Below are 16,926 nucleotides of genomic sequence, written 5' to 3' on the forward strand. Positions count from 1 at the left end.
GGCGACCTCCCTAAGCTTTGTTTTATTGGCCCTTGTCGGGCGTCCTATTTCGCAGGATCGACCAGGGCCTGGTAGACCAGGGTGGCGGCGTCATCGTCGATCTTGGCCAGGGCCGGGTCGATCTCCTTGGCCAGGATGTGGATCATTCCCAGCATGAAGAGGTCGTTCTTGGGATCGATCCAGAACCAGGTGCCGGCCGCGCCGCCCCAGCTATAGGTCCCCTCGCCTCGCAGCGTGCCGGCCCGAGCCGGATCGGTGACCACCGCGACGTCGAGACCGAACCCGACGCCTCTGGCCGGCGAGAATTGAGCGCCCGGCGCAGCCATCACGATGTCGGTCAGGTGGTTGCTGGCCATCAGCTGGATCGTGCCCGGCGACAAAATGCGTGCGCCGTCCAGCTGGCCGCCGTTCAGCAGCATCTGGGCGAAACGGGCATAGTCGGCCGTGGTCGAGACCAACCCGCCGCCGCCCGAGGCGATCGCGGGCGGCTTGCTGACGTCCAGCACCATGAAATTGTCGGCCGGCTTCAAGGCGCGGGTCTTGGGATCGGGAATATAGAGCGCGGCCAAGCGGTCCTGCTTGGTCGGCGGAACCCAGAAGGCGGTGTCGGTCATCTTCAGCGGATCGAAGATACGGCTCTTCATGAAGTCGGCCAGGCTCATGCCCGACAGCCGCTCGACGATCAGTCCCTGGATGTCGACCGAGACGCTGTAGCGCCATTCGGTCCCCGGCTGGCTGGCCAGGGGCAGTTTGGCCAAGGTGGTCAGGAACTCGGCCTGGGTCTTGGAGCCCAGCAGGCCGCTATCGCGATAGGCCTTCTCGACCGGCTGATCCGTGCGCAGACCATAGGCGAAGCCGCCGGTGTGGCTCATGATCTCGCGCATGGTCGGCGCGCGCGTCGCCGGCTCGGTGATGAAGGTCCCGTCGGGGTTCTGGCCCTTGTAGACCTGCAGGTGAGCCAACTCGGGCACGAACTTGGTGACCGGATCGTCGAGGCGCCATTTGCCCTCTTCGAACAGGATCATCATCGCCACGCCGGTCACCGGCTTGGACTGGGAATAGATCCGGAAGATCGTGTCCTTGGTCATCGGCGCGCCGCCGATCGCCGTCTTGCCGAAGGTCTCGTAGCTGACGATCTTGCCATGGCGAGCGACCATGGTGATCGCGCCCGGCAAGTGACCCTGGTCGACCAGGCCCTGCATGTAGACGTCCAGGCGCTTGAGGCGTTCGGGCGAGAAGCCCTCGGCCTCCGGTGCTGCGGGGGCCAGGATCGCCGCCGTCGGCGCCTTGGGAGCGCTCCAGGCCGGAGCGCCCGCGAAGGCCATGACGGCAAACGCCGCCGCCATCATCCGCCGAACTCGCATCGCCACCACCCCGAACAGTTGTTTGAGCGCACCTTAGCTTGGTTTGGCCGCGCGGCAATGGATCAGGTTGGCGCCCGCACTTGCCCGCCCCCCATCCTTGCCGCTAAGGAGAACGCCCGCTCGGCGTAGCGGTGTTGGCCGGATTAGCTCAGCGGTAGAGCAGCGGTTTTGTAAACCGAAGGTCGGGGGTTCAATCCCCTCATCCGGCACCATTTTCCCGCCTATCAGATCGACATAGAAACGCCGCCCGATCCGTGTGGATCGAGCGGCGCCTTGCAACCTCGCGATAGACTAGAACGTCTTGCGCAGGGTCACGCCATACATGCGCGGCGGGGTCGGATAGCCGCTGTAGCTGCCGTCCTGAGCCACGGTCGGGAAGGTAGCGATCAGGCTCTCATCGTTGGTCAAATTGCGAACCCAGAGCGTCGCTTCCAGCTGATGCGCGTCGTTGGTCACGCCCAGGCTGGCGTTGACGATGCTCTGGCCCCAGGTGCCGATGTCCGGCGGGGTCGTCTCGCTGAGCTGCGACTTGCTGGTGTAGTCGTATTCGACGCGCAGATAGCCACCATAGCCCTTGCCCAGCTCATGCGAGATCGTGGCCGAGGTCGATAGGCTCCACTTGGGGATACCCGCCGGCTTGTCGCCGGTCAGATCGCGGAAGTTGGGCCGCAGACCGGTCGACGGGTTCACCGGGCAGCGCGCGGTGTCGTAATTCACGCAGGCCGCGCCAGTGAACGAGTCATAGGTCGGATCCAGGTACGTGGCCGAAGCGGTCAGCGACAGCCAATCGATCGGACGATAAGCGCTGTCGACCTCGAAGCCCTTCACCGACTCCTCGCCAGCGTTGACCAGGCTGTAGCCGATGCCGGTATAGGCGTTGGACTGGAAGCCCTTGATCGACTGATCGAAGACCGCGAGGTTCAGGTAGCCACCTTGGAAGTTGGCCTTCAGGCCTGCTTCGTAGACGCTGACATCCTCGGGCGCGGCGGTGCGGCCCACGCCATTGGCGTTCGGCGGACGGCTGTCGGACGACAGGTTGTAGGCGCCCGCCTTCCAGCCCGTCGAATAGCTGACATAGGCGTTGACCCAACCGAAGTCGTAGGCGGCGCGGACGGCGTAGGTAACCTTGTCGCCTTTCAGCTCACCCGACTCGTTGGCGTTGGGGAAGTTGACCGGCCCGTGGGTCGGCGAGTTGCCGTAGTAGAATTGCAGGCTGCCCAGAGCGCCGTACAGGTTGCCGGGCAGACCCAGGGCGGTGAACTGCGGCACCGCCTGCAGGTTCAGCGCCGAGAACGGGTCGCGCAGAACCACGTCCGAGACCACGCGCTTGCGGTCGTTCAGATAGGACAGGCCGCCGGTGATGGTCAGCTTGTCGGTGATCTTGTAGTCGGCCTGGCCGAACAGCGAATAGGACCGCTGCTTCATCGAATAGTCGTCGTCGATGCCCTGCCCGGCCTGGAAGTAGGTCGAACCCGGACGGATCGACGGGGTGGCCAGGCTCTGCAGGAATTCCAGCGCATAAAGGTTCGACTTGCCGGTCAGGGCCGGACGGATGGTCGACGGCAGGGCGGCCAGCAGCGCCGCCGGCACCTGGCCGCTCAGCCCTTCGGCATAGGCCCGGATGTCCGAGCCGTAGTTGATCGTCCGGCCCGTATCGAGCTTTTCATCCTGGTAGAAGCCACCGATCAGCCAGTTGAACGGGCCGTCGCTGCTGGAGGCCAGACGCAGTTCTTGGGTGAAGGTCTTGATGGTGTTGCCATCGTCCTTGTTGGCCAAGTCGGCGCCGGTGAAGTCGACGTCCTGGAACGAGGCGCTGGTCTGCTCGCGATAGGCGGTGATCGAGGTCAGCTTGGCGAAGCTGAGGTCGTGGTCGACCTGACCCGAGATTCCCTTGCCCGTCAGGCGGTTGGTCGGATCGGTGTTGAAGACCACGTCACGGTCGAACTTCTTGGCCGGATCGCTGATCGGCTTGCCCAGGCCGAACGGCGCGGGCGCGCCGATGAACTGGGTGGCCGGACCGTTGTAGATCGAGTTCACCGCGCAGCAGACTTCGGTGATCTTGTTGTAGTCGGCGATGACCCGCACGGTGGTCGCGTCGGTCGGAACCCACAACAGGTCGCCGCGGATCGACCAGCGATCGCGGTCGTTGACGTCATTGCCGGTGGTGATGTTGGTCGCGTAGCCATCACGCTTGTTGAGGCTGCCCGACAGGCGCACGGCGACTGTGTCGCTCAGCGGACCCGTGACCGTCGCCTTCACTTGGCGCGCGTCGTAGTTGCCGAGCGTGACCTCGGCCTTGCCGCCGAAATCGAACTGAGGCTGCTTGGTCACGATGCTGATGGCGCCGGCCGAGACGTTCTTGCCGAACAGGGTCGACTGCGGACCGCGCAGGACTTCGATGCGCTCGACCTCCGGCAGGTCGTCCAGCGCCGAAGCGGAACGCGAGCGATAGACGCCGTCGATGAAGACGCCGACCGAGCTTTCGATCCCGTCGTTGCCATTGCCGTTGCCAAAGCCGCGGATGATGAAGTTGGTTTGGCTGGCGGCGTTGAACTGCGAGACCTTCAGCGACGGCACCACCGACTGCAGGTCGATCAGATCGCGGATCTGGGCGCGCTCGATAGTCTTCTGCCCGGTGACCGCCACCGAGATCGGCACGTCCTGCAGGGTCTGTTCGCGCTTGGTCGCCGTAACGATGATTTCTTCGACGGTCGCGTTGGAGGTCGGCGGGGTTTGGGTCTGCGCCAGGGCGGGTCCAGCGACCACGAGGGCCAACAGCGACGCGCCGACGAAATGCACCTTCTTCACGTTATTCTCCCTGAGCATTGTTTTTGTCGTTCTCGTGCGCACGGCGGCTTCGAAGGCCACGACGCGCGCCGCCCCGTCCGCATTTGGCGCGGGAAGGTCGGCGATCTTTTCGGTTGAGCGGTATGGCGACGACGTGGCGCGGCGCATCACCCTCGGCGAGGGCGCGGACACGGTCCTGCGCGGCGTTCGCGGCCATTACGATTTCCCCCGGGGATACGACGCCTGTTTCGGCGTTTCGCATTCCTAGGGACGATTCTAGTACACCCCAGATATTCTAGGGCAAGTTAGAAATTTGAGGATGAAACGGAACACCGTTCTTAGAATGCTTGCCCAGGACGGCGTCGGACCGCTACCAATGCGGAAGTTCCGTAAAGAGAACACCCAGGGGAGCAGGGGAAAGCCTTGAGCGGCGACAACGACATCGCGACGGCCACGCTGGACGGCCACAAGCCGCTGTCGCACAGCCCCAAGTCGGCCAAGAAGCGGGACGCCATCCTTCGGGCGGCCACCGAGATCATCAATATCAAGGGCTACGCCCTGGCGACGATGACCGAGATCGCGGCCGCCCTCGATCTGCGCGACGCGGCGCTCTACTATTATTTCCCGAACAAGCAGGGCCTGGTTTTCGCCTGTCATCAGAGTTCGCTGGAGCGTTTCGAGCGGGTCTTGAGCGAGACCAACGCCGAAGGCGGAACCGGATTCGAAAGACTGGAACGCTTTCTGAGAGCGCTCCTGAAGGAGTCGGGCCGCAATGGTCCCCTGCTCTATTTCGGCGATCGCTCCTACCTGGACGAAGGCCAACGCGACGCGATCGCCGCTTGCAGCGAACATCTGACCCGCCGACTTGAGCGAATAATTCAGGACGGCATGGCCGACGACTCGATCACCACCTGCGAGTCGTCGCTGGTCGTCCAATTGCTGCTGGGCATGCTGATCTGGCTGGCCAAGTGGGTGCCGACTGTCGAGGGCGTGACGGTCGATCGCCTGATGGCGGCGATTGGCGTCGTCGGCCTTCAGGGTCTGAGAAACGACGCGCGGCCGGCCTGACCGCGCGCCCCGTCATTCAGGCGCCCAACAGGGCCTCGTAGCGGGCGACGTTCTCGGCCAGCCACTGGCGCAGGCGTTCCAATTCGCTGATGTGGACGTGGGTCTCGTCCTGCACGTCGCCGTCTTCGGTGCGCGCCACCTGCAGCTTGCCGCTGCGCAGGGCTTCCAGGCGCTGGTCGAGCGCCTCCTGCTCGGCCTTGTGTCGCTCGACGACGCGATTGATTTCGGCCTTGTCCATACTCGGTCTCCAGAAGATCACTTGAAGTCCGAGTTTAAGGCGCGCGCCGAGGCGCGTCGATCAAACTATATCCGTGAGGAATGTCCGGGCGCCCACCCGCCCGGACCGCCGAGCCTAGTTATGCACCCAGCGGCAGACCTTCTGCTTGTGACCGTGATGGCGCTCCCACTTGCAGACCTTGTGCTCATGGCGATGGTGGTTGTCGCGCGCCGAAGCGGGGGCGACAGCGGCCAGGCTCAAGGCGGCGGCGGCGAGAGCGGCGGTTCCGAACAGTTTGGCGAAAGTCATGTGCGTCTTGTCCTCCCAGACGTGAACGACCGAAGGCGGTCGCGAAGACCGTCCCATCGCGATGTTGTCGCCATGTTGCGATGTGTTTCCCAGCTGTCGGAACGTGCGACCGCACAGGTCAAAAAAAGCCCGGCGCAAAGGCCGGGCAGTCATTAGGGAGGAAACGCCCAGGAAGGGCAGGAGCGCCAAAGGCGGCTCCACGCGTTGATAACTAGTGCGGCGGGACAGCCGATCAAGGGCAAGGACGCCGGCCATTAAGGTGAAGCTGTCGAGAGCGCCCGTTTGTATGCCAAATGGGCAATCGTAAGCCCGCTGCCCAAAGCCTGAGCGCGCGCCGTTCGCGCGAAGGGCGAAAAGACAGGTTTCCAGCGTCTCCTCCTGACGGCGATTCGTATCCGTCGCGGATCGATGCCGTCGCGACGCTTGGCGCCCGGCCGGGGAAGGCGCTACGAGACGGCGCATGACCGTTCTCTACATCGACGCCGACGCCTGCCCCGTGAAGGACGAGGTCTACAAGGTCGCCGCACGCTATGGCCTGAAGACCTTCGCGGTTTCCAACAGCTGGATCCGCGTGCCCCTGACCCCGGCCATCGAGCAGATCGTGGTCGACGCGGGTCCCGACATCGCCGACGACTGGATCGCCGAGCGGGCCGGTCCGGGCGATGTGGTGATCACCAATGACATTCCATTGGCCGACCGCGTGCTGAAGGCCGGCGGTCAGGCCCTGGGCACGACAGGTCGGCTGTTCACGGTCGACACCATCGGTTCGGCCCTGGCCTCGCGGATGATCGGCGAACACCTGCGCTCGATGGGCGAGGTCACCAGCGGCCCCAAGGCCTTCGGCCCCGCCGATCGCTCCAAGTTCCTGCAGGCGCTGGACACCGCTGTCGTGAAAGCCCGGCGCGTGGTCCGATGATCGAGATCACGTCCTGGCTGCGGATCGAGGACGACGAAATCGTCGAGAAGGCCACCCGCGCCTCGGGGCCTGGCGGTCAGCATGTCAACAAGACCAGCACGGCCATCGAGCTGCGCTTCGACGTACGCAACTCGCCCACCCTGCCCGAGGATGTGAAGACCCGGTTGGAAGCCCTGGCCGGAAGTCGCCTGACCCAGGACGGGGTGATCGTGCTCTTCGCCCAGGGCAGCCGATCCCAGGAAATGAACCGCCAGGAGGCTCGGGACCGATTGGTCGACCTGATCCGTCGCGCGACCGAAAAGCCAAAGCCTCGTCGGCCGACCAAGCCCACCTATTCCAGCAAGCTCAAGCGCCTGGAGACCAAGGGCAAGCGGTCCGGCGTCAAGGCGCTGCGGGGCCGTCCCAAGGGCGACGACTGAACCGTTTCTAGCCTCGATCCCAACTCGGTTCGACGGGCCCGGGTCCGAACGACAGCACCTCGTGCTTCCACTCCGGTTCGGTGATCAGCCCGCCGAGGATCTTCTGGAGATAGGTCGCGAGATTGGTCTGCTCCTCGTGGGTGAGCTCGGCGCAGACTTCCTGGTTGATCGGATGGATGTCTTCGCGGATCCGTCCCAGGATTTCCTGACCTTCCGGGGTCAGACGAACCACGACCTTGCGACGGTCGGAGGCCTGAGTCCCGCGCTCGACGAGGCCGTCCCGGATCAGGCCGTCGATCGAGCGGGTCAGGGTGGTGCGGTCGGCGGCCGACAGCCGCGCCAAGCGCGTCATCGAGCATTCGCCAAACCGTGACAGTGACGCCAGCGCCACCCACTTGGCGAAGCTCAATCCATGCTGCGCGATGCAGTCGGCCGCCAGGGCGCGCCGATGCTGCTCGGTCTGGTACATCAAGTAGCTGACATAGGTCGGCAACGGCAAACCGCGGCCCTCCCCTTGCTTCTGCTCTGACATGGTTCCCCCCACGCCAAACGGCGCGCCTTCATCTCACACGCGGCAGCCACGCACAATCACGGCTCCGCTTGCCCGCGCCGATTGCGCGCGCCTGCATGTATTTGGAACGCGACGCCGTTCCCCCTGGCGTGAACGACAGCGAACGACGTTCGACTGCGGCTAACGTCACGCTAACCATAGAGTTCCAGACGAGACGGCCCCCGCGAACAAGTTCGCGGGGGCCGTGTATTTCTCGCACTCTGCAAGGATAAAAGCCGATCAGGCCGCGCGGCTGGCGATCGCATCCGGGATCGTGGCGTTGCGCGCGCGGGCCCGGGTCAACCAGTCGTCCGGATAGGTCTCGCGCACCACGATCGACTTGAACTGCCCCACCGGGATGCGGGTGTGTTCGCCGGGGTTGAGATCGCGCGACACCGAGTGGCCGGCGAACTCTTCGATGATGGTGATCACCTGGCTGCTGCCGGCGGTGTTCTCGATCAAAACCATGTTCATGGGGGTCGTCCTGGAGTTTGGGGTCAGGCGATGATCAGGCGGAATACAGTTCGATCCGGGCGGCTGGCTGGCGGGCCCAGGCCTTGACCTCGGACGGCGAGGACAGCTTGCGGAAAGCGCCGCGGGCGTGGTCATCGCAGTAGGAGCCCCGGGCGGTCTTTTCTCGACCGCAGAAGCCGAAATCGTGGGAGTCGGGATTGCCGATCGGCCAGCGGCAGGAATGGGTTTCGAGGCCGAGGATGTTCGCGGTCGGCGCCATCTCCGCGATCTCGACCAGACGAAGCGCGGGGCGCGGGGTCGACACGGCGTCTCGGACGACACGGGCGCGGGGTTGGGCTCGGACGGCGGTGCGCACCGTGGCGCGCTGACGGGCGGGAATATCGCGGACGGTGATGCCCAGACGGTGCACCTTGCCGATCACCGCACTGCGGCTAACGCCGCCCAATTGGCGCGCCACCTGGCTAGCGCTCATGCCCTCAAGCCACAGCTTGCGAAGTGTGGCGGTGCGCTCTTCGTTCCAGTCCATGATCTTGTTTTCCTACCCGCTCGCCGGAGCAGCCCCTCCGGCGCTTTCTGGGTACGTTTATGGTTAATTCTGGTCAATTTTTTATGTGCATACCCACGGTTTGTAATCGGGCATTTTGCTTTTACATTCTGTGGGATAACGCGCGTTGTCGCAGGGCGCTCGCGGAAAGATGGCAAGACCTTGACCGGATAACGACGTTATATATTGGATGCGGAGCCCACAGTTGGGCCAGAAAATGAATGCGGCGCCGCGCCGCACAGCTTGCGGCATAATGTCAGTCGGGGATTAGTAAATGCGTCAGTTTCACCTCGCCGCCGCCGCGGTCTTCTGCGTTCTTTTGGCCGGTTGCTCCAAGCCCGGCGCGAGCGCCTCGGACAGCGGCTCCGCGAGTTCGGCGTCCACGGCGACGCCCACCGACGCCGAAAAGCAGGCCCTGCTCGCCGCCCTCCCCGCCCCCTACAACACCGGCGACCTGCTGAATGGTCAGAGCAAGTTCGCCCTCTGCCGTTCGTGCCACACCATCACTGAGGGCGGACCGAACATGACCGGCCCCAACCTCTATGGCGTGTTCGGGCGCAAGGCGGGCAGCAAGGCCGACTACAAGTACTCGCCCGTCGTCGCCGCGGCCGGCTTCAACTGGGACGCCGAACATCTGGACAAGTGGCTGGATAATCCGCGTGGTTTCATGCCGGGCACCAAGATGACTTTCGCGGGCCTGCATGATCCCAAGGATCGCGTCGATCTGATCGCCTATCTGAAGGTCGAGACCGGTTACAAGCCGCCCAAGGGCTGAGGCGGCTGGAGGGCTGGAGCCATGGACGACGCGCACGCGCTGCTGACCAAGGTCTACGACGCCTACAACCGGCGCGACTTCGCCGCCTTCTCGGCCCTGCTGACGCCCGACATCGACTGGCCCGATCTGATCGAGCACGGTCGCCTGATCGGGCGTGAAGCTGTGGGCGCGTATTGGGCTCGCAACGACAAATCGATCACGATCGACGTCGCCGTGGTGTCGATCACCGTCTTGCCCGACGGCCGGGTCGCCGCCGACGTCAACCAGATCGTCCGCAACCTGTCCGGCCAAGTCTGGTCGGACAGCTGCGTGCGCCATGTCTTCACCCTGCGCGACGGTCTGGTGGCCCGGCTCGACGTCGAGATCCCCGACGAGAGACCTCGGCGATGAGCGCCGCGACCGACGTGATCGTCCGCTACTACGATGCGTTGGCGCACCGCGACATCGAGGCGGTCATGACGTTGATGCATCCGGATGCAGAGTTCGGTGACTTCCTGGAGGGCGGCGACGTGATCGGCTCGACCGCCGTCCGGGCGTTCTTCCAGTACATGTTCGACACCCTCGCCCCGGACTTCGACTTGCTGGCGATGACGGTCGAGCCCGACGGTCGGATACGGGCCGACATGCAGGTGGCCACGCACGATCGCCAGGGCCACATCTGGTCCGACACGCGCAGCTACGCCCTCTATACCGTGGTCGACGGACTGATCCACGGTATCGAGCTGCAGGCGGCCATCTAGGGCCGTAGGCCGTCACATCAGCAAGTCGGCGCAGGCGTCCAGGATCGCATCAGCGTCCAGTCGATACTTGGCGTAGAGGTCCGGCAGGTCACCGGACTGGCCGAATGTCTCCAGCCCCAGCGCCCGCAGCCGCATGCCGCGCACCGAACCCAACCACGACAAGGTCGAAGGAGCGCCGTCGATCAGCGTCACCAGCCCAGCGTCGCGCGACAGGGGCGCCAGCAGGGTCTCGATGGTCGAGACGCGCGCCACGCCGTCGGTCCAGCGCGACCGCCCCGCGGCGGTCCAATCACGGTGCAGAACATCGGCCGAGGTCACAGCCAGCAGGCCCGCGCCCGGTTCGTCCTCCAGCACCGCCTCGAACGCCGCCAAGGCTTCGGGAGCCAGGGCGCCGGCATAGACGATGGCCAACCGCGCGCCGGGCGTCGGCGGCCGCAGCCAGTAGGCGCCGTCGATCACGCCCCGTCGCCAGGCGTCGTCGGTCCGCTCGGGCTGGGTGATCACCCGGGTCGAGAGTCGCAGATAGGTCGACGCGCCCTGCTCGGCCTGGATCTGGCCGAAGGCGTGGGCCATCAGCACCGCCGTCTCGTCGGCGAAGGCCGGTTCGTAGCTGTCCAGACCCGGCTGACTCATGCCGATCAGCGGCGAGCCGATCGATTGGTGCGCGCCGCCTTCGGGCGCCAGCGTCAGGCCGCTGGGCGTGGCGACCAGCAGGAAGCGGGCGTCCTGGTAGCAGGCGTAGTTCAGGGCATCGAGGCCGCGGGCGATGAAGGGGTCGTACAGGGTGCCGACCGGAAATAGACGCTCGCCGAACAACGGCGCGGTCAGACCCAGGGCCGCGAGGGCGATGAACAGGTTGTTCTCGGCGATGCCGAGTTCGACGTGCTGACCGGTCTCGGCCTTGGACCAGACCTGGGCCGACGGAATGCGTCGGCGCTTGAAGACGTCGTCATGGGCCCGGCGCTGGAACACGCCGCGTCGATTGACGAAGCCGCCCAGGTTGGTCGAGACCGTCACGTCCGGCGAGGTGGTCACCACCCGGCCGGCGAACTCGTCATCGCGGCGGGCGATCTCGAACATCACCTTGCCGAACGCCGCCTGGGTCGACTGTTCGCCGCCGCCCAGGACCGGCGCCAGCAGCTCTTCGGCCGTGGGGATGGCGATGGCCGGGGCGAGGTGCTGACGCTCCACTTGGGCGGCGAACGGAGCTCGCGCCACCAGGCCCTTCAGAGCTGTGTGTTCGGCGGCGGACAGACCCGACAGCGCGTCCCACTCCTCGCCCTCGACTACGCCCAGTCGCGAGCGCAGCTCGGCAATCTGGCTTTCGGTCATCAGACCGGCGTGGTTGTCCTTGTGGCCCTGGAACGGCAGCCGCAAGCCCTTGACGGTGTAGGCGATGAAAAACCGGGGCGCGTCGTCCTGGCTGGCCCGGTCGAAAGCCTCCAGGATGGTCTCCATGCAGTGGCCGCCCAGCTCGGTCATCAGTTCGCCGAGGTCGGCGTCCTTATAGCCCGCGATCAGCTTCAGGGCCTTGGCGTCGCCGGCCAGGTCCGTGTTGAGCCGCTCGCGCCAGGCCGCGCCGCCCTGGTAGCTGAGGGCCGCGTAGAGGTCGTTGGGCGCCGTCTCGATCCACGCCTTCAGCGCCTCGCCGCCCGGCTTGGCGAAGGCTTCCCGCTGGCGCTTGGACCATTTCAGCGTCTCGACCGTCCAGCCGGCGGCCTCGAAGATCTCGCCATAACGAGTGAACATCCGATCCTTGGTGGTCGCGTCCAGGCTCTGGCGATTGTAGTCGACGATCCACCAGGTGTTGCGGATGTCGTGCTTGCAGGCCTCGATCAGAGCTTCGTAGATGTTGCCCTCGTCCAGCTCGGCGTCGCCCAACAGCGAGATCATCCGGCCCATCCGCTCGGGCTTCACCGCGCCGCGCGCCGCCAGATAGTCCTGGGTCAGCGAGGCGAAGGCGGTCATCGCCACGCCCAGGCCCACCGAGCCGGTCGAGAAGTCGACGTCGTCGGTGTCCTTGGTCCGCGAGGGATAGGATTGGGCCCCGCCCAGAGCGCGGAAAGCCTTCAGCTTCTCCAGGCTCTGGCGGCCGAACAGGTGCTGGATGGCGTGAAACACCGGGCTGGCGTGCGGCTTGACCGCCACGCGGTCCTGCGGCCGCAGCGCCTTCATGTAGAGCGCGGTCATCAGGGTGGTCATCGAGGCGCACGAGGCCTGGTGACCACCGACCTTTAGTCCATCGCGGCTTTCGCGCAGATGGTTGGCGTTATGGATCGTCCACGACGCCAACCAGAGAATGCGTTCCTCGATGCGGCGCAGAAGCGCAAGCTCCTGCCGCTTCGCCGCCAGAATGGCTTCAGCCATGCTTCCTCACCCGGTTCAGACGGGTGAGGCATGCCCTTCCCCGCTCTTCTCGCGGGCTTCATAGTCCTCGATCTGCCGCGAAGTCCACTCCGGAGACTTCGTGAAGCGAGCCAGCAGGTTGTAAAACACCGGCACGACGAACAGAGTCAGCAGGGTGGCGAAGATCGCGCCGGTGAAGATCACCGCCCCGATCGTCTTGCGGCTGCCCGCGCCCGCGCCGGTCCACAGCATCAGGGGCAAGGCGCCCATGGCCGCGGCGATCGAGGTCATGATGATCGGACGCAGGCGCAGGGCGGCCGCCTCGATCACGGCCTCACGGACCTTCAGCCCTTCGTCGCGCAGCTGGTTGGCGAACTCGACGATCAGGATGCCGTTCTTGGCGGCGATGCCGACCAGGATAATCAGGCCGATCTGGCTGTAGGTGTTGATGGTCGAACCAGCGATCAGCAGGCCGAACAGACCGCCCAGCGCCGCAAGGGGCACGGTCAGCATGATCACGGCTGGGTGGATCCAGCTCTCGAACTGCGCGGCCAGCACCAGAAACACCAGCAGCAGGGCCAGGCCAAAGGCCAGCCCGACGGCGCCGGACGCTTCCAGATAGTCCTTGGCCTGGCCGCCCCATTTGACGCTGACGCCGGGGGTCGGATGGGCGGCGGACTGATCCTGGAAGAACTTCACCGCGTCGGCGACCGTGTAGCCGGGGTTCAGCTGAGTGGTCAGGGTCACCGAGCGCAGGCGGTCGACGCGCGGACGGTCGGGAATGTCGCCGCGCAGTTGAGTGCTCACCACGGTCGACAGCGGCACCAGGACGCCGGAGGCCGTGCGCACCTGCAGACGGTTCAGATCGTCGACGCTGCGCCGTTGGTCCAGGTTGGTCTGCAGGATGACATCATATTCCTGGCCGGTCTTGATGTAGGTCGTGGCCTTGCGCGACCCGAACATCGTTTCGAGTGCCCGGCCGATCGACTGGGCTGAAATACCCAGGGTAGCGGCTTTGTCGCGATCGATCTGAACCGACAAGCGCGGCGAGGTCGGCTCATAGTCCAGACGCGGACGCGACAGGCCGGGATTATCCTGCGACGCGTCGAGGATCGGCTTCATCCAGTTGGCCAGTTGCACGTAGTCGTTGCCGACGGCGATCAGGTCGACATTGGTGCCGCCGCCGCCGCCACCGCCGCCGCCACGCTGGAAGGCGCCGCGCACCGAGGCCACCGCGCGGACGCTGGTGATCTTCGACAGGCTCTTGTTGAGTTCGGCGGCGACGTCGTCGGCCGACTTGTTCCGTTCGCCCCAGGGCTTGAGCGCGATAATGCCGTTGCCGGTGTTGTACTGGTTCTGGTTGAAGCGCGGCACGGCGATGATGGTGCGCTCGGCGACGCCGTCCTGGCGGTACTTGTCGAGAATCTTCTCGATCCGGTCGGCCACCTTGACGGTGGCGTCGAAGCCGCTGCCCTCGGGGCCATTGATCGCGATGTCCACGCGACCACGGTCTTCGGCCGGCACTAGCTCCTGCGGCAACACGGCGAACAGGCCGCCGGCGCACAGGGCCAGGACCAGCACGACAAGACCCGTGACGAGCGTGGCCGAGCTCTTGCCCAGCAACCCTTCCAGCGAATGGCGATAGCTGTTCTTCAGGGCCTCCATGGCGCGATCGACCCGGCTCGACAGCCAGTTGCTCTTGGCCGGCCGCAGCAGCTTGGACGCCATCATCGGCGACAGGCTCAGCGCCAGCAGGGCCGAGAAGCCCACGGCGGCGGCGATGGCCACGGCCAGTTCGACGAACAGGCGGCCGATATAACCGGGCAGGAACATCAGCGGCGCGAACACCGAGATCAGCACGATCGTGGTGGCCACCACCGCGAAGAACACCTGGCGGGTGCCGCGCAGGGCCGCCACGGGCGCGGGCTCGCCCTCGTCCACCCGGCGCTGGATGTTCTCGACCACGACGATGGCGTCGTCGACGACGAGGCCGACGGCCAGCACCAGGGCCAGCAGCGTCAGCAGGTTCAGCGAGAAGCCCAGCGGCGCCAGGACGATGAAGGTCGACAGGATGCAGATCGGCGCGACGATCGATGGGATCAAGGCCGAGCGCCAGCTGCCCAGGAACAGCAGATTGACCAGAGCCACCAGGACGATCGAGATCCCCATGGTGATCCAGACCTCGTGGATCGCCTCGGCCGTGAACACCGAGTTGTCGATGGCCACGATCATCTTCGTGCCGGTCGGCAAGGTCTGGTTGATGGTCGCCACTTCCTTGGCGACCGCGTCGGAGATCGCGACGTCGTTGGCCTGGGACTGGCGGGTCAGGGCGATGCCGACTTGCTGGACGCCGTTGCCGCGGAAGAGCTTGCGACGGTCGTCGGCGCCTTCTTCCACGCGGGCCACATCACCCAGACGCACCACGAAGCTACTGGCGTCGGCGCCGCGCAAAGGCAGCTTCAGGAAGTCCTCGGGCTTGGAATAGGCCCGGCTGACGCGGATGGTGAAGTCCTTGGACGTGCTTTCCAGCGAACCGGCGGGCAACTCGACGTTCTGGGCGTTGAGAGCGTTTTCGACGTCGTCGACCGTCACGCCGCGCGCGGCCATGGCGTCGGCGTCCAGCCAGATGCGCATGGCGTAGAGCGGCGCGCCGTACAGGTTCGCCTGGGCGACGCCGGGGATCGTCGACATCCGCTCGACCAGATAGCGGTCGGCGTAGTCGGCCAGCTCCAGCGTGCTGAGCGACGTCGAGGTCAGGTTCAGGACGATGATCGGCGAGCTGTCGGCGTTGGCCTTGGCGATCTGCGGCGGGTCGGCCTGATCGGGGAGGTTCGCCGCCACGCGACTGACCGCGTCGCGCACGTCGTTGGCGGCCGCGTCGAGATCGCGGTCCAGAGTGAAGGTGATGGTGATCTGCGAACGGCCGTCGCGCGAGCTGCTGTTGACCCGGTCGATGCCCTGGATGCCGGCGACCTGGCGCTCGATGATCTGGGTGATCCGCTCCTCGATGACCTCAGCCGAGGCGCCGGTATAGGCCGTCGAGATCGACACTACGGGCGGATCGACACTCGGCAGTTCGCGGATCGGCAGGCTTCTGAACGCGGCTAGACCGACCACGCAGAGGATGATCGCGGCGACCGCGGCGAAGACCGGGCGGCGAACGGAAAGGTCGGAAAGCATCAGCCGGCCTTCTTCTGCTTGTGGCCGCCCGAGGCGCCCTTGTCAGCAGATTCAGCCTTGTCGCCCTTGCCGCCGCCCGGCTTGACCGGCGCGCCGTCCTGAACGCGGTTGAGCCCGTCGCCGACGATCTTGTCACCGGCTTTCAGGCCCGAAGTGATCTCGACGACGCCATCCACCGTCAGGCCCGTCTGAACCACGGTGCGCCGCGCGACTTGTCCCTTGGGGCCCTTGGCGATCAGAAACACCGAGGCCTGGTTGCCTTCGAACTGGATCGCCGCTTCCGGCACGGCCACGCCCTGGTGCTGGCCCTGGTCGATGCCGACCTTGATCAGCATGCCGGGCTTGAGACGACCATCGCCATTAGGGAATTCGGCCCGGGCCTTCAGCGCGCGGGTGGCCGGGTCGATGCGGGTGTCGAGTTGGGCGATGCGGCCTGTGAAGGTCTCGCCGGGCAAGGCGTCCGGCTTGGCGGTGATCGTCAGGCCTTCGCGCAGGATCGGCAGGTAGCGGTCTGGCACCGAGAAGTCGACGCGGATGAGCGAAACATCGTCCAGGGTGACGATCGCCGTTCCGGGGCTGATCAGCGCGCCCGGGGCAATATCGGTAATGCCCACGCGGCCCGAGAACGGCGCGCGGATCACCTTGTCCAGCTTCTGGGCGCCGGCCGAGGCCAGGGCCGCGCGAGCGGTGTCGCGTGCGGCCAGGTACTGGTCAGCCGAAGCGCGGGGAGCAATGCCCTTGTCCGCCAGGGTCTTCCAGCGCTGGTATTCCCGATCGGCCTGGGCCAGCTGGGCCTGGGCCTGGGCGATGCCGGCGTCTTCCTGGTCGCCCTTCAGTTCGACCAGCACCTGCCCCTTGGACACGGCTTGGCCGTCGCTGAAGTGCACGGCGGTGATCAGTTCGGCGGTGTTGGAGGTGATGGTCACCGACTGGCGGCCCTTGGCCATGCCCAGCACCTCGACCCGGTCGGTGAAGGCGCGCGGCTGGACGACAACCTGCGACACAGCCGTGGCGCGACCACCGCCACCCGCACCGCCCTGCCCAGGAGCCTTGCCGCCAAAGGCCAGTTTCAGTCCGCCCGCCACCAGCATCAGCAGGACCGCGACGACCGCCGCGACGAGGAAGAAGTGTCTGCGGATCACGAAAGGCTCCGGGCGCCGAGAGGAGTCGGCCAAGCTAGCAGAAAGCGGCTCATTAGCCGCCAGCCCTAGCCTTCGTCCAGTGACACACGGATGAC

General features: G+C 65.7%; 16 protein-coding genes and 1 tRNA gene. 7 read left to right on the forward strand and 10 right to left on the reverse strand.

Annotation, left to right across the window (positions count from 1 at the left end; all coding sequences use genetic code 11):
• Window positions 1-44: 44 nt before the first annotated feature.
• The gene (locus G3M62_RS14135; protein WP_165188017.1) at window positions 45-1,364 is read right to left on the reverse strand and encodes a serine hydrolase domain-containing protein; all 1,320 of its coding nucleotides are present in this window, start codon (window positions 1,362-1,364) and stop codon (window positions 45-47) included.
• Between the two features lie 137 nt (window positions 1,365-1,501).
• Between G3M62_RS14135 and G3M62_RS14140 the strand changes: the two genes are divergently transcribed.
• Window positions 1,502-1,576, forward strand: a tRNA-Thr gene (locus tag G3M62_RS14140).
• A gap of 79 nt (window positions 1,577-1,655) precedes the next feature.
• Here the strand turns inward: G3M62_RS14140 and G3M62_RS14145 are convergent.
• Window positions 1,656-4,172: a TonB-dependent receptor gene (locus G3M62_RS14145; protein ID WP_165188019.1), complete on the reverse strand. Its 2,517-nt coding sequence runs from the start codon at window positions 4,170-4,172 to the stop codon at window positions 1,656-1,658.
• Between the two features lie 402 nt (window positions 4,173-4,574).
• On the opposite strand from G3M62_RS14145, the gene G3M62_RS14150 reads away from it, so the two are divergent.
• Window positions 4,575-5,219 (forward strand): TetR/AcrR family transcriptional regulator, encoded by a 645-nt coding sequence (locus G3M62_RS14150; RefSeq protein ID WP_165188021.1) that lies wholly within the window; start codon window positions 4,575-4,577, stop codon window positions 5,217-5,219.
• A gap of 16 nt (window positions 5,220-5,235) precedes the next feature.
• Here G3M62_RS14150 and G3M62_RS14155 read toward each other — a convergent pair whose 3' ends face one another.
• Both G3M62_RS14155 and G3M62_RS14160 read right to left on the reverse strand, forming a co-directional pair.
• A complete protein-coding gene (locus G3M62_RS14155) occupies window positions 5,236-5,457 on the reverse strand; it encodes a hypothetical protein (protein ID WP_165188023.1) in 222 nt (73 codons plus the stop codon).
• Window positions 5,458-5,571: 114 nt separating this feature from the next.
• Entirely contained in the window at window positions 5,572-5,745 is a 174-nt protein-coding gene (locus tag G3M62_RS14160; protein WP_165188025.1) for a hypothetical protein, read from the reverse strand.
• 460 nt (window positions 5,746-6,205) lie between these two features.
• Between G3M62_RS14160 and G3M62_RS14165 the strand changes: the two genes are divergently transcribed.
• A complete protein-coding gene (locus tag G3M62_RS14165; RefSeq protein WP_165188027.1) occupies window positions 6,206-6,661 on the forward strand; it encodes a YaiI/YqxD family protein in 456 nt (151 codons plus the stop codon).
• Complete coding sequence (gene arfB / locus G3M62_RS14170) at window positions 6,658-7,080, forward strand: alternative ribosome rescue aminoacyl-tRNA hydrolase ArfB (protein ID WP_165188029.1); 423 nt, start codon at window positions 6,658-6,660, stop codon at window positions 7,078-7,080. Before G3M62_RS14165 ends, arfB begins: the two co-directional genes overlap by 4 nt.
• A 7-nt stretch (window positions 7,081-7,087) precedes the next feature.
• Here the strand turns inward: arfB and G3M62_RS14175 are convergent, their stop codons facing one another.
• From G3M62_RS14175 to G3M62_RS14185, 3 genes are all read right to left on the reverse strand, one after another.
• On the reverse strand, window positions 7,088-7,612 hold the full coding sequence (locus G3M62_RS14175) for a MarR family winged helix-turn-helix transcriptional regulator (RefSeq protein ID WP_165188031.1): 525 nt from the start codon (window positions 7,610-7,612) through the stop codon (window positions 7,088-7,090).
• Between the two features lie 258 nt (window positions 7,613-7,870).
• Window positions 7,871-8,104, reverse strand: coding sequence for a hypothetical protein (locus G3M62_RS14180; protein ID WP_165188033.1), 234 nt, complete (start codon window positions 8,102-8,104; stop codon window positions 7,871-7,873).
• Between the two features lie 34 nt (window positions 8,105-8,138).
• Window positions 8,139-8,630, reverse strand: a complete 492-nt coding sequence (locus G3M62_RS14185) for a GcrA family cell cycle regulator (RefSeq protein WP_165188035.1) — start codon at window positions 8,628-8,630, stop codon at window positions 8,139-8,141.
• Window positions 8,631-8,922: 292 nt separating this feature from the next.
• Between G3M62_RS14185 and G3M62_RS14190 the strand changes: the two genes are divergently transcribed.
• Genes G3M62_RS14190 through G3M62_RS14200 form a run of 3 tightly spaced genes read left to right on the forward strand, consistent with a single transcriptional unit; the run spans window position 8,923 to window position 10,163 of the window.
• On the forward strand, window positions 8,923-9,423 hold the full coding sequence (locus G3M62_RS14190; protein ID WP_165188037.1) for a c-type cytochrome: 501 nt from the start codon (window positions 8,923-8,925) through the stop codon (window positions 9,421-9,423).
• 21 nt (window positions 9,424-9,444) lie between these two features.
• Window positions 9,445-9,813, forward strand: coding sequence for a nuclear transport factor 2 family protein (locus tag G3M62_RS14195; RefSeq protein ID WP_165188039.1), 369 nt, complete (start codon window positions 9,445-9,447; stop codon window positions 9,811-9,813).
• Entirely contained in the window at window positions 9,810-10,163 is a 354-nt protein-coding gene (locus tag G3M62_RS14200) for a nuclear transport factor 2 family protein (protein WP_165188041.1), read from the forward strand. The genes G3M62_RS14195 and G3M62_RS14200 overlap by 4 nt, the downstream gene beginning before the upstream one ends.
• Before the next feature lie 12 nt (window positions 10,164-10,175).
• On the opposite strand, the gene G3M62_RS14205 is transcribed toward G3M62_RS14200, so the two are convergent.
• From G3M62_RS14205 to G3M62_RS14215, 3 genes are read right to left on the reverse strand one after another with little or no spacing between them, the layout of a single operon-like run.
• The gene (locus tag G3M62_RS14205) at window positions 10,176-12,530 is read right to left on the reverse strand and encodes a transketolase family protein (RefSeq protein WP_165188043.1); all 2,355 of its coding nucleotides are present in this window, start codon (window positions 12,528-12,530) and stop codon (window positions 10,176-10,178) included.
• 15 nt (window positions 12,531-12,545) lie between these two features.
• On the reverse strand, window positions 12,546-15,689 hold the full coding sequence (locus tag G3M62_RS14210) for an efflux RND transporter permease subunit (protein WP_165188045.1): 3,144 nt from the start codon (window positions 15,687-15,689) through the stop codon (window positions 12,546-12,548).
• Window positions 15,689-16,831 carry an efflux RND transporter periplasmic adaptor subunit gene (locus G3M62_RS14215; RefSeq protein ID WP_165188047.1) on the reverse strand — a complete coding sequence of 381 codons (1,143 nt, stop codon included), beginning with the start codon at window positions 16,829-16,831 and terminating at the stop codon, window positions 15,689-15,691. Before G3M62_RS14215 ends, G3M62_RS14210 begins: the two co-directional genes overlap by 1 nt.
• Between the last annotated feature and the right edge of the window lie 95 nt (window positions 16,832-16,926).

The organism is Caulobacter soli (assembly GCF_011045195.1).
GTDB classification, from domain to species: Bacteria; Pseudomonadota; Alphaproteobacteria; order Caulobacterales; family Caulobacteraceae; genus Caulobacter; species Caulobacter soli.

Coding starts and splice junctions, on each gene's coding strand:
- G3M62_RS14195 (WP_165188039.1), top strand. CDS start 9,445: ATGGACGACGCGCACGCGCTGCTGACCAAGGTCTACGACGCCTACAAC.
- G3M62_RS14190 (WP_165188037.1), top strand. CDS start 8,923: ATGCGTCAGTTTCACCTCGCCGCCGCCGCGGTCTTCTGCGTTCTTTTG.
- G3M62_RS14210 (WP_165188045.1), bottom strand. CDS start 15,689: ATGCTTTCCGACCTTTCCGTTCGCCGCCCGGTCTTCGCCGCGGTCGCC.
- G3M62_RS14155 (WP_165188023.1), bottom strand. CDS start 5,457: ATGGACAAGGCCGAAATCAATCGCGTCGTCGAGCGACACAAGGCCGAG.
- G3M62_RS14165 (WP_165188027.1), top strand. CDS start 6,206: ATGACCGTTCTCTACATCGACGCCGACGCCTGCCCCGTGAAGGACGAG.
- G3M62_RS14135 (WP_165188017.1), bottom strand. CDS start 1,364: ATGCGAGTTCGGCGGATGATGGCGGCGGCGTTTGCCGTCATGGCCTTC.
- arfB (WP_165188029.1), top strand. CDS start 6,658: ATGATCGAGATCACGTCCTGGCTGCGGATCGAGGACGACGAAATCGTC.
- G3M62_RS14175 (WP_165188031.1), bottom strand. CDS start 7,612: ATGTCAGAGCAGAAGCAAGGGGAGGGCCGCGGTTTGCCGTTGCCGACC.
- G3M62_RS14160 (WP_165188025.1), bottom strand. CDS start 5,745: ATGACTTTCGCCAAACTGTTCGGAACCGCCGCTCTCGCCGCCGCCGCC.
- G3M62_RS14185 (WP_165188035.1), bottom strand. CDS start 8,630: ATGGACTGGAACGAAGAGCGCACCGCCACACTTCGCAAGCTGTGGCTT.
- G3M62_RS14180 (WP_165188033.1), bottom strand. CDS start 8,104: ATGAACATGGTTTTGATCGAGAACACCGCCGGCAGCAGCCAGGTGATC.
- G3M62_RS14200 (WP_165188041.1), top strand. CDS start 9,810: ATGAGCGCCGCGACCGACGTGATCGTCCGCTACTACGATGCGTTGGCG.
- G3M62_RS14205 (WP_165188043.1), bottom strand. CDS start 12,530: ATGGCTGAAGCCATTCTGGCGGCGAAGCGGCAGGAGCTTGCGCTTCTG.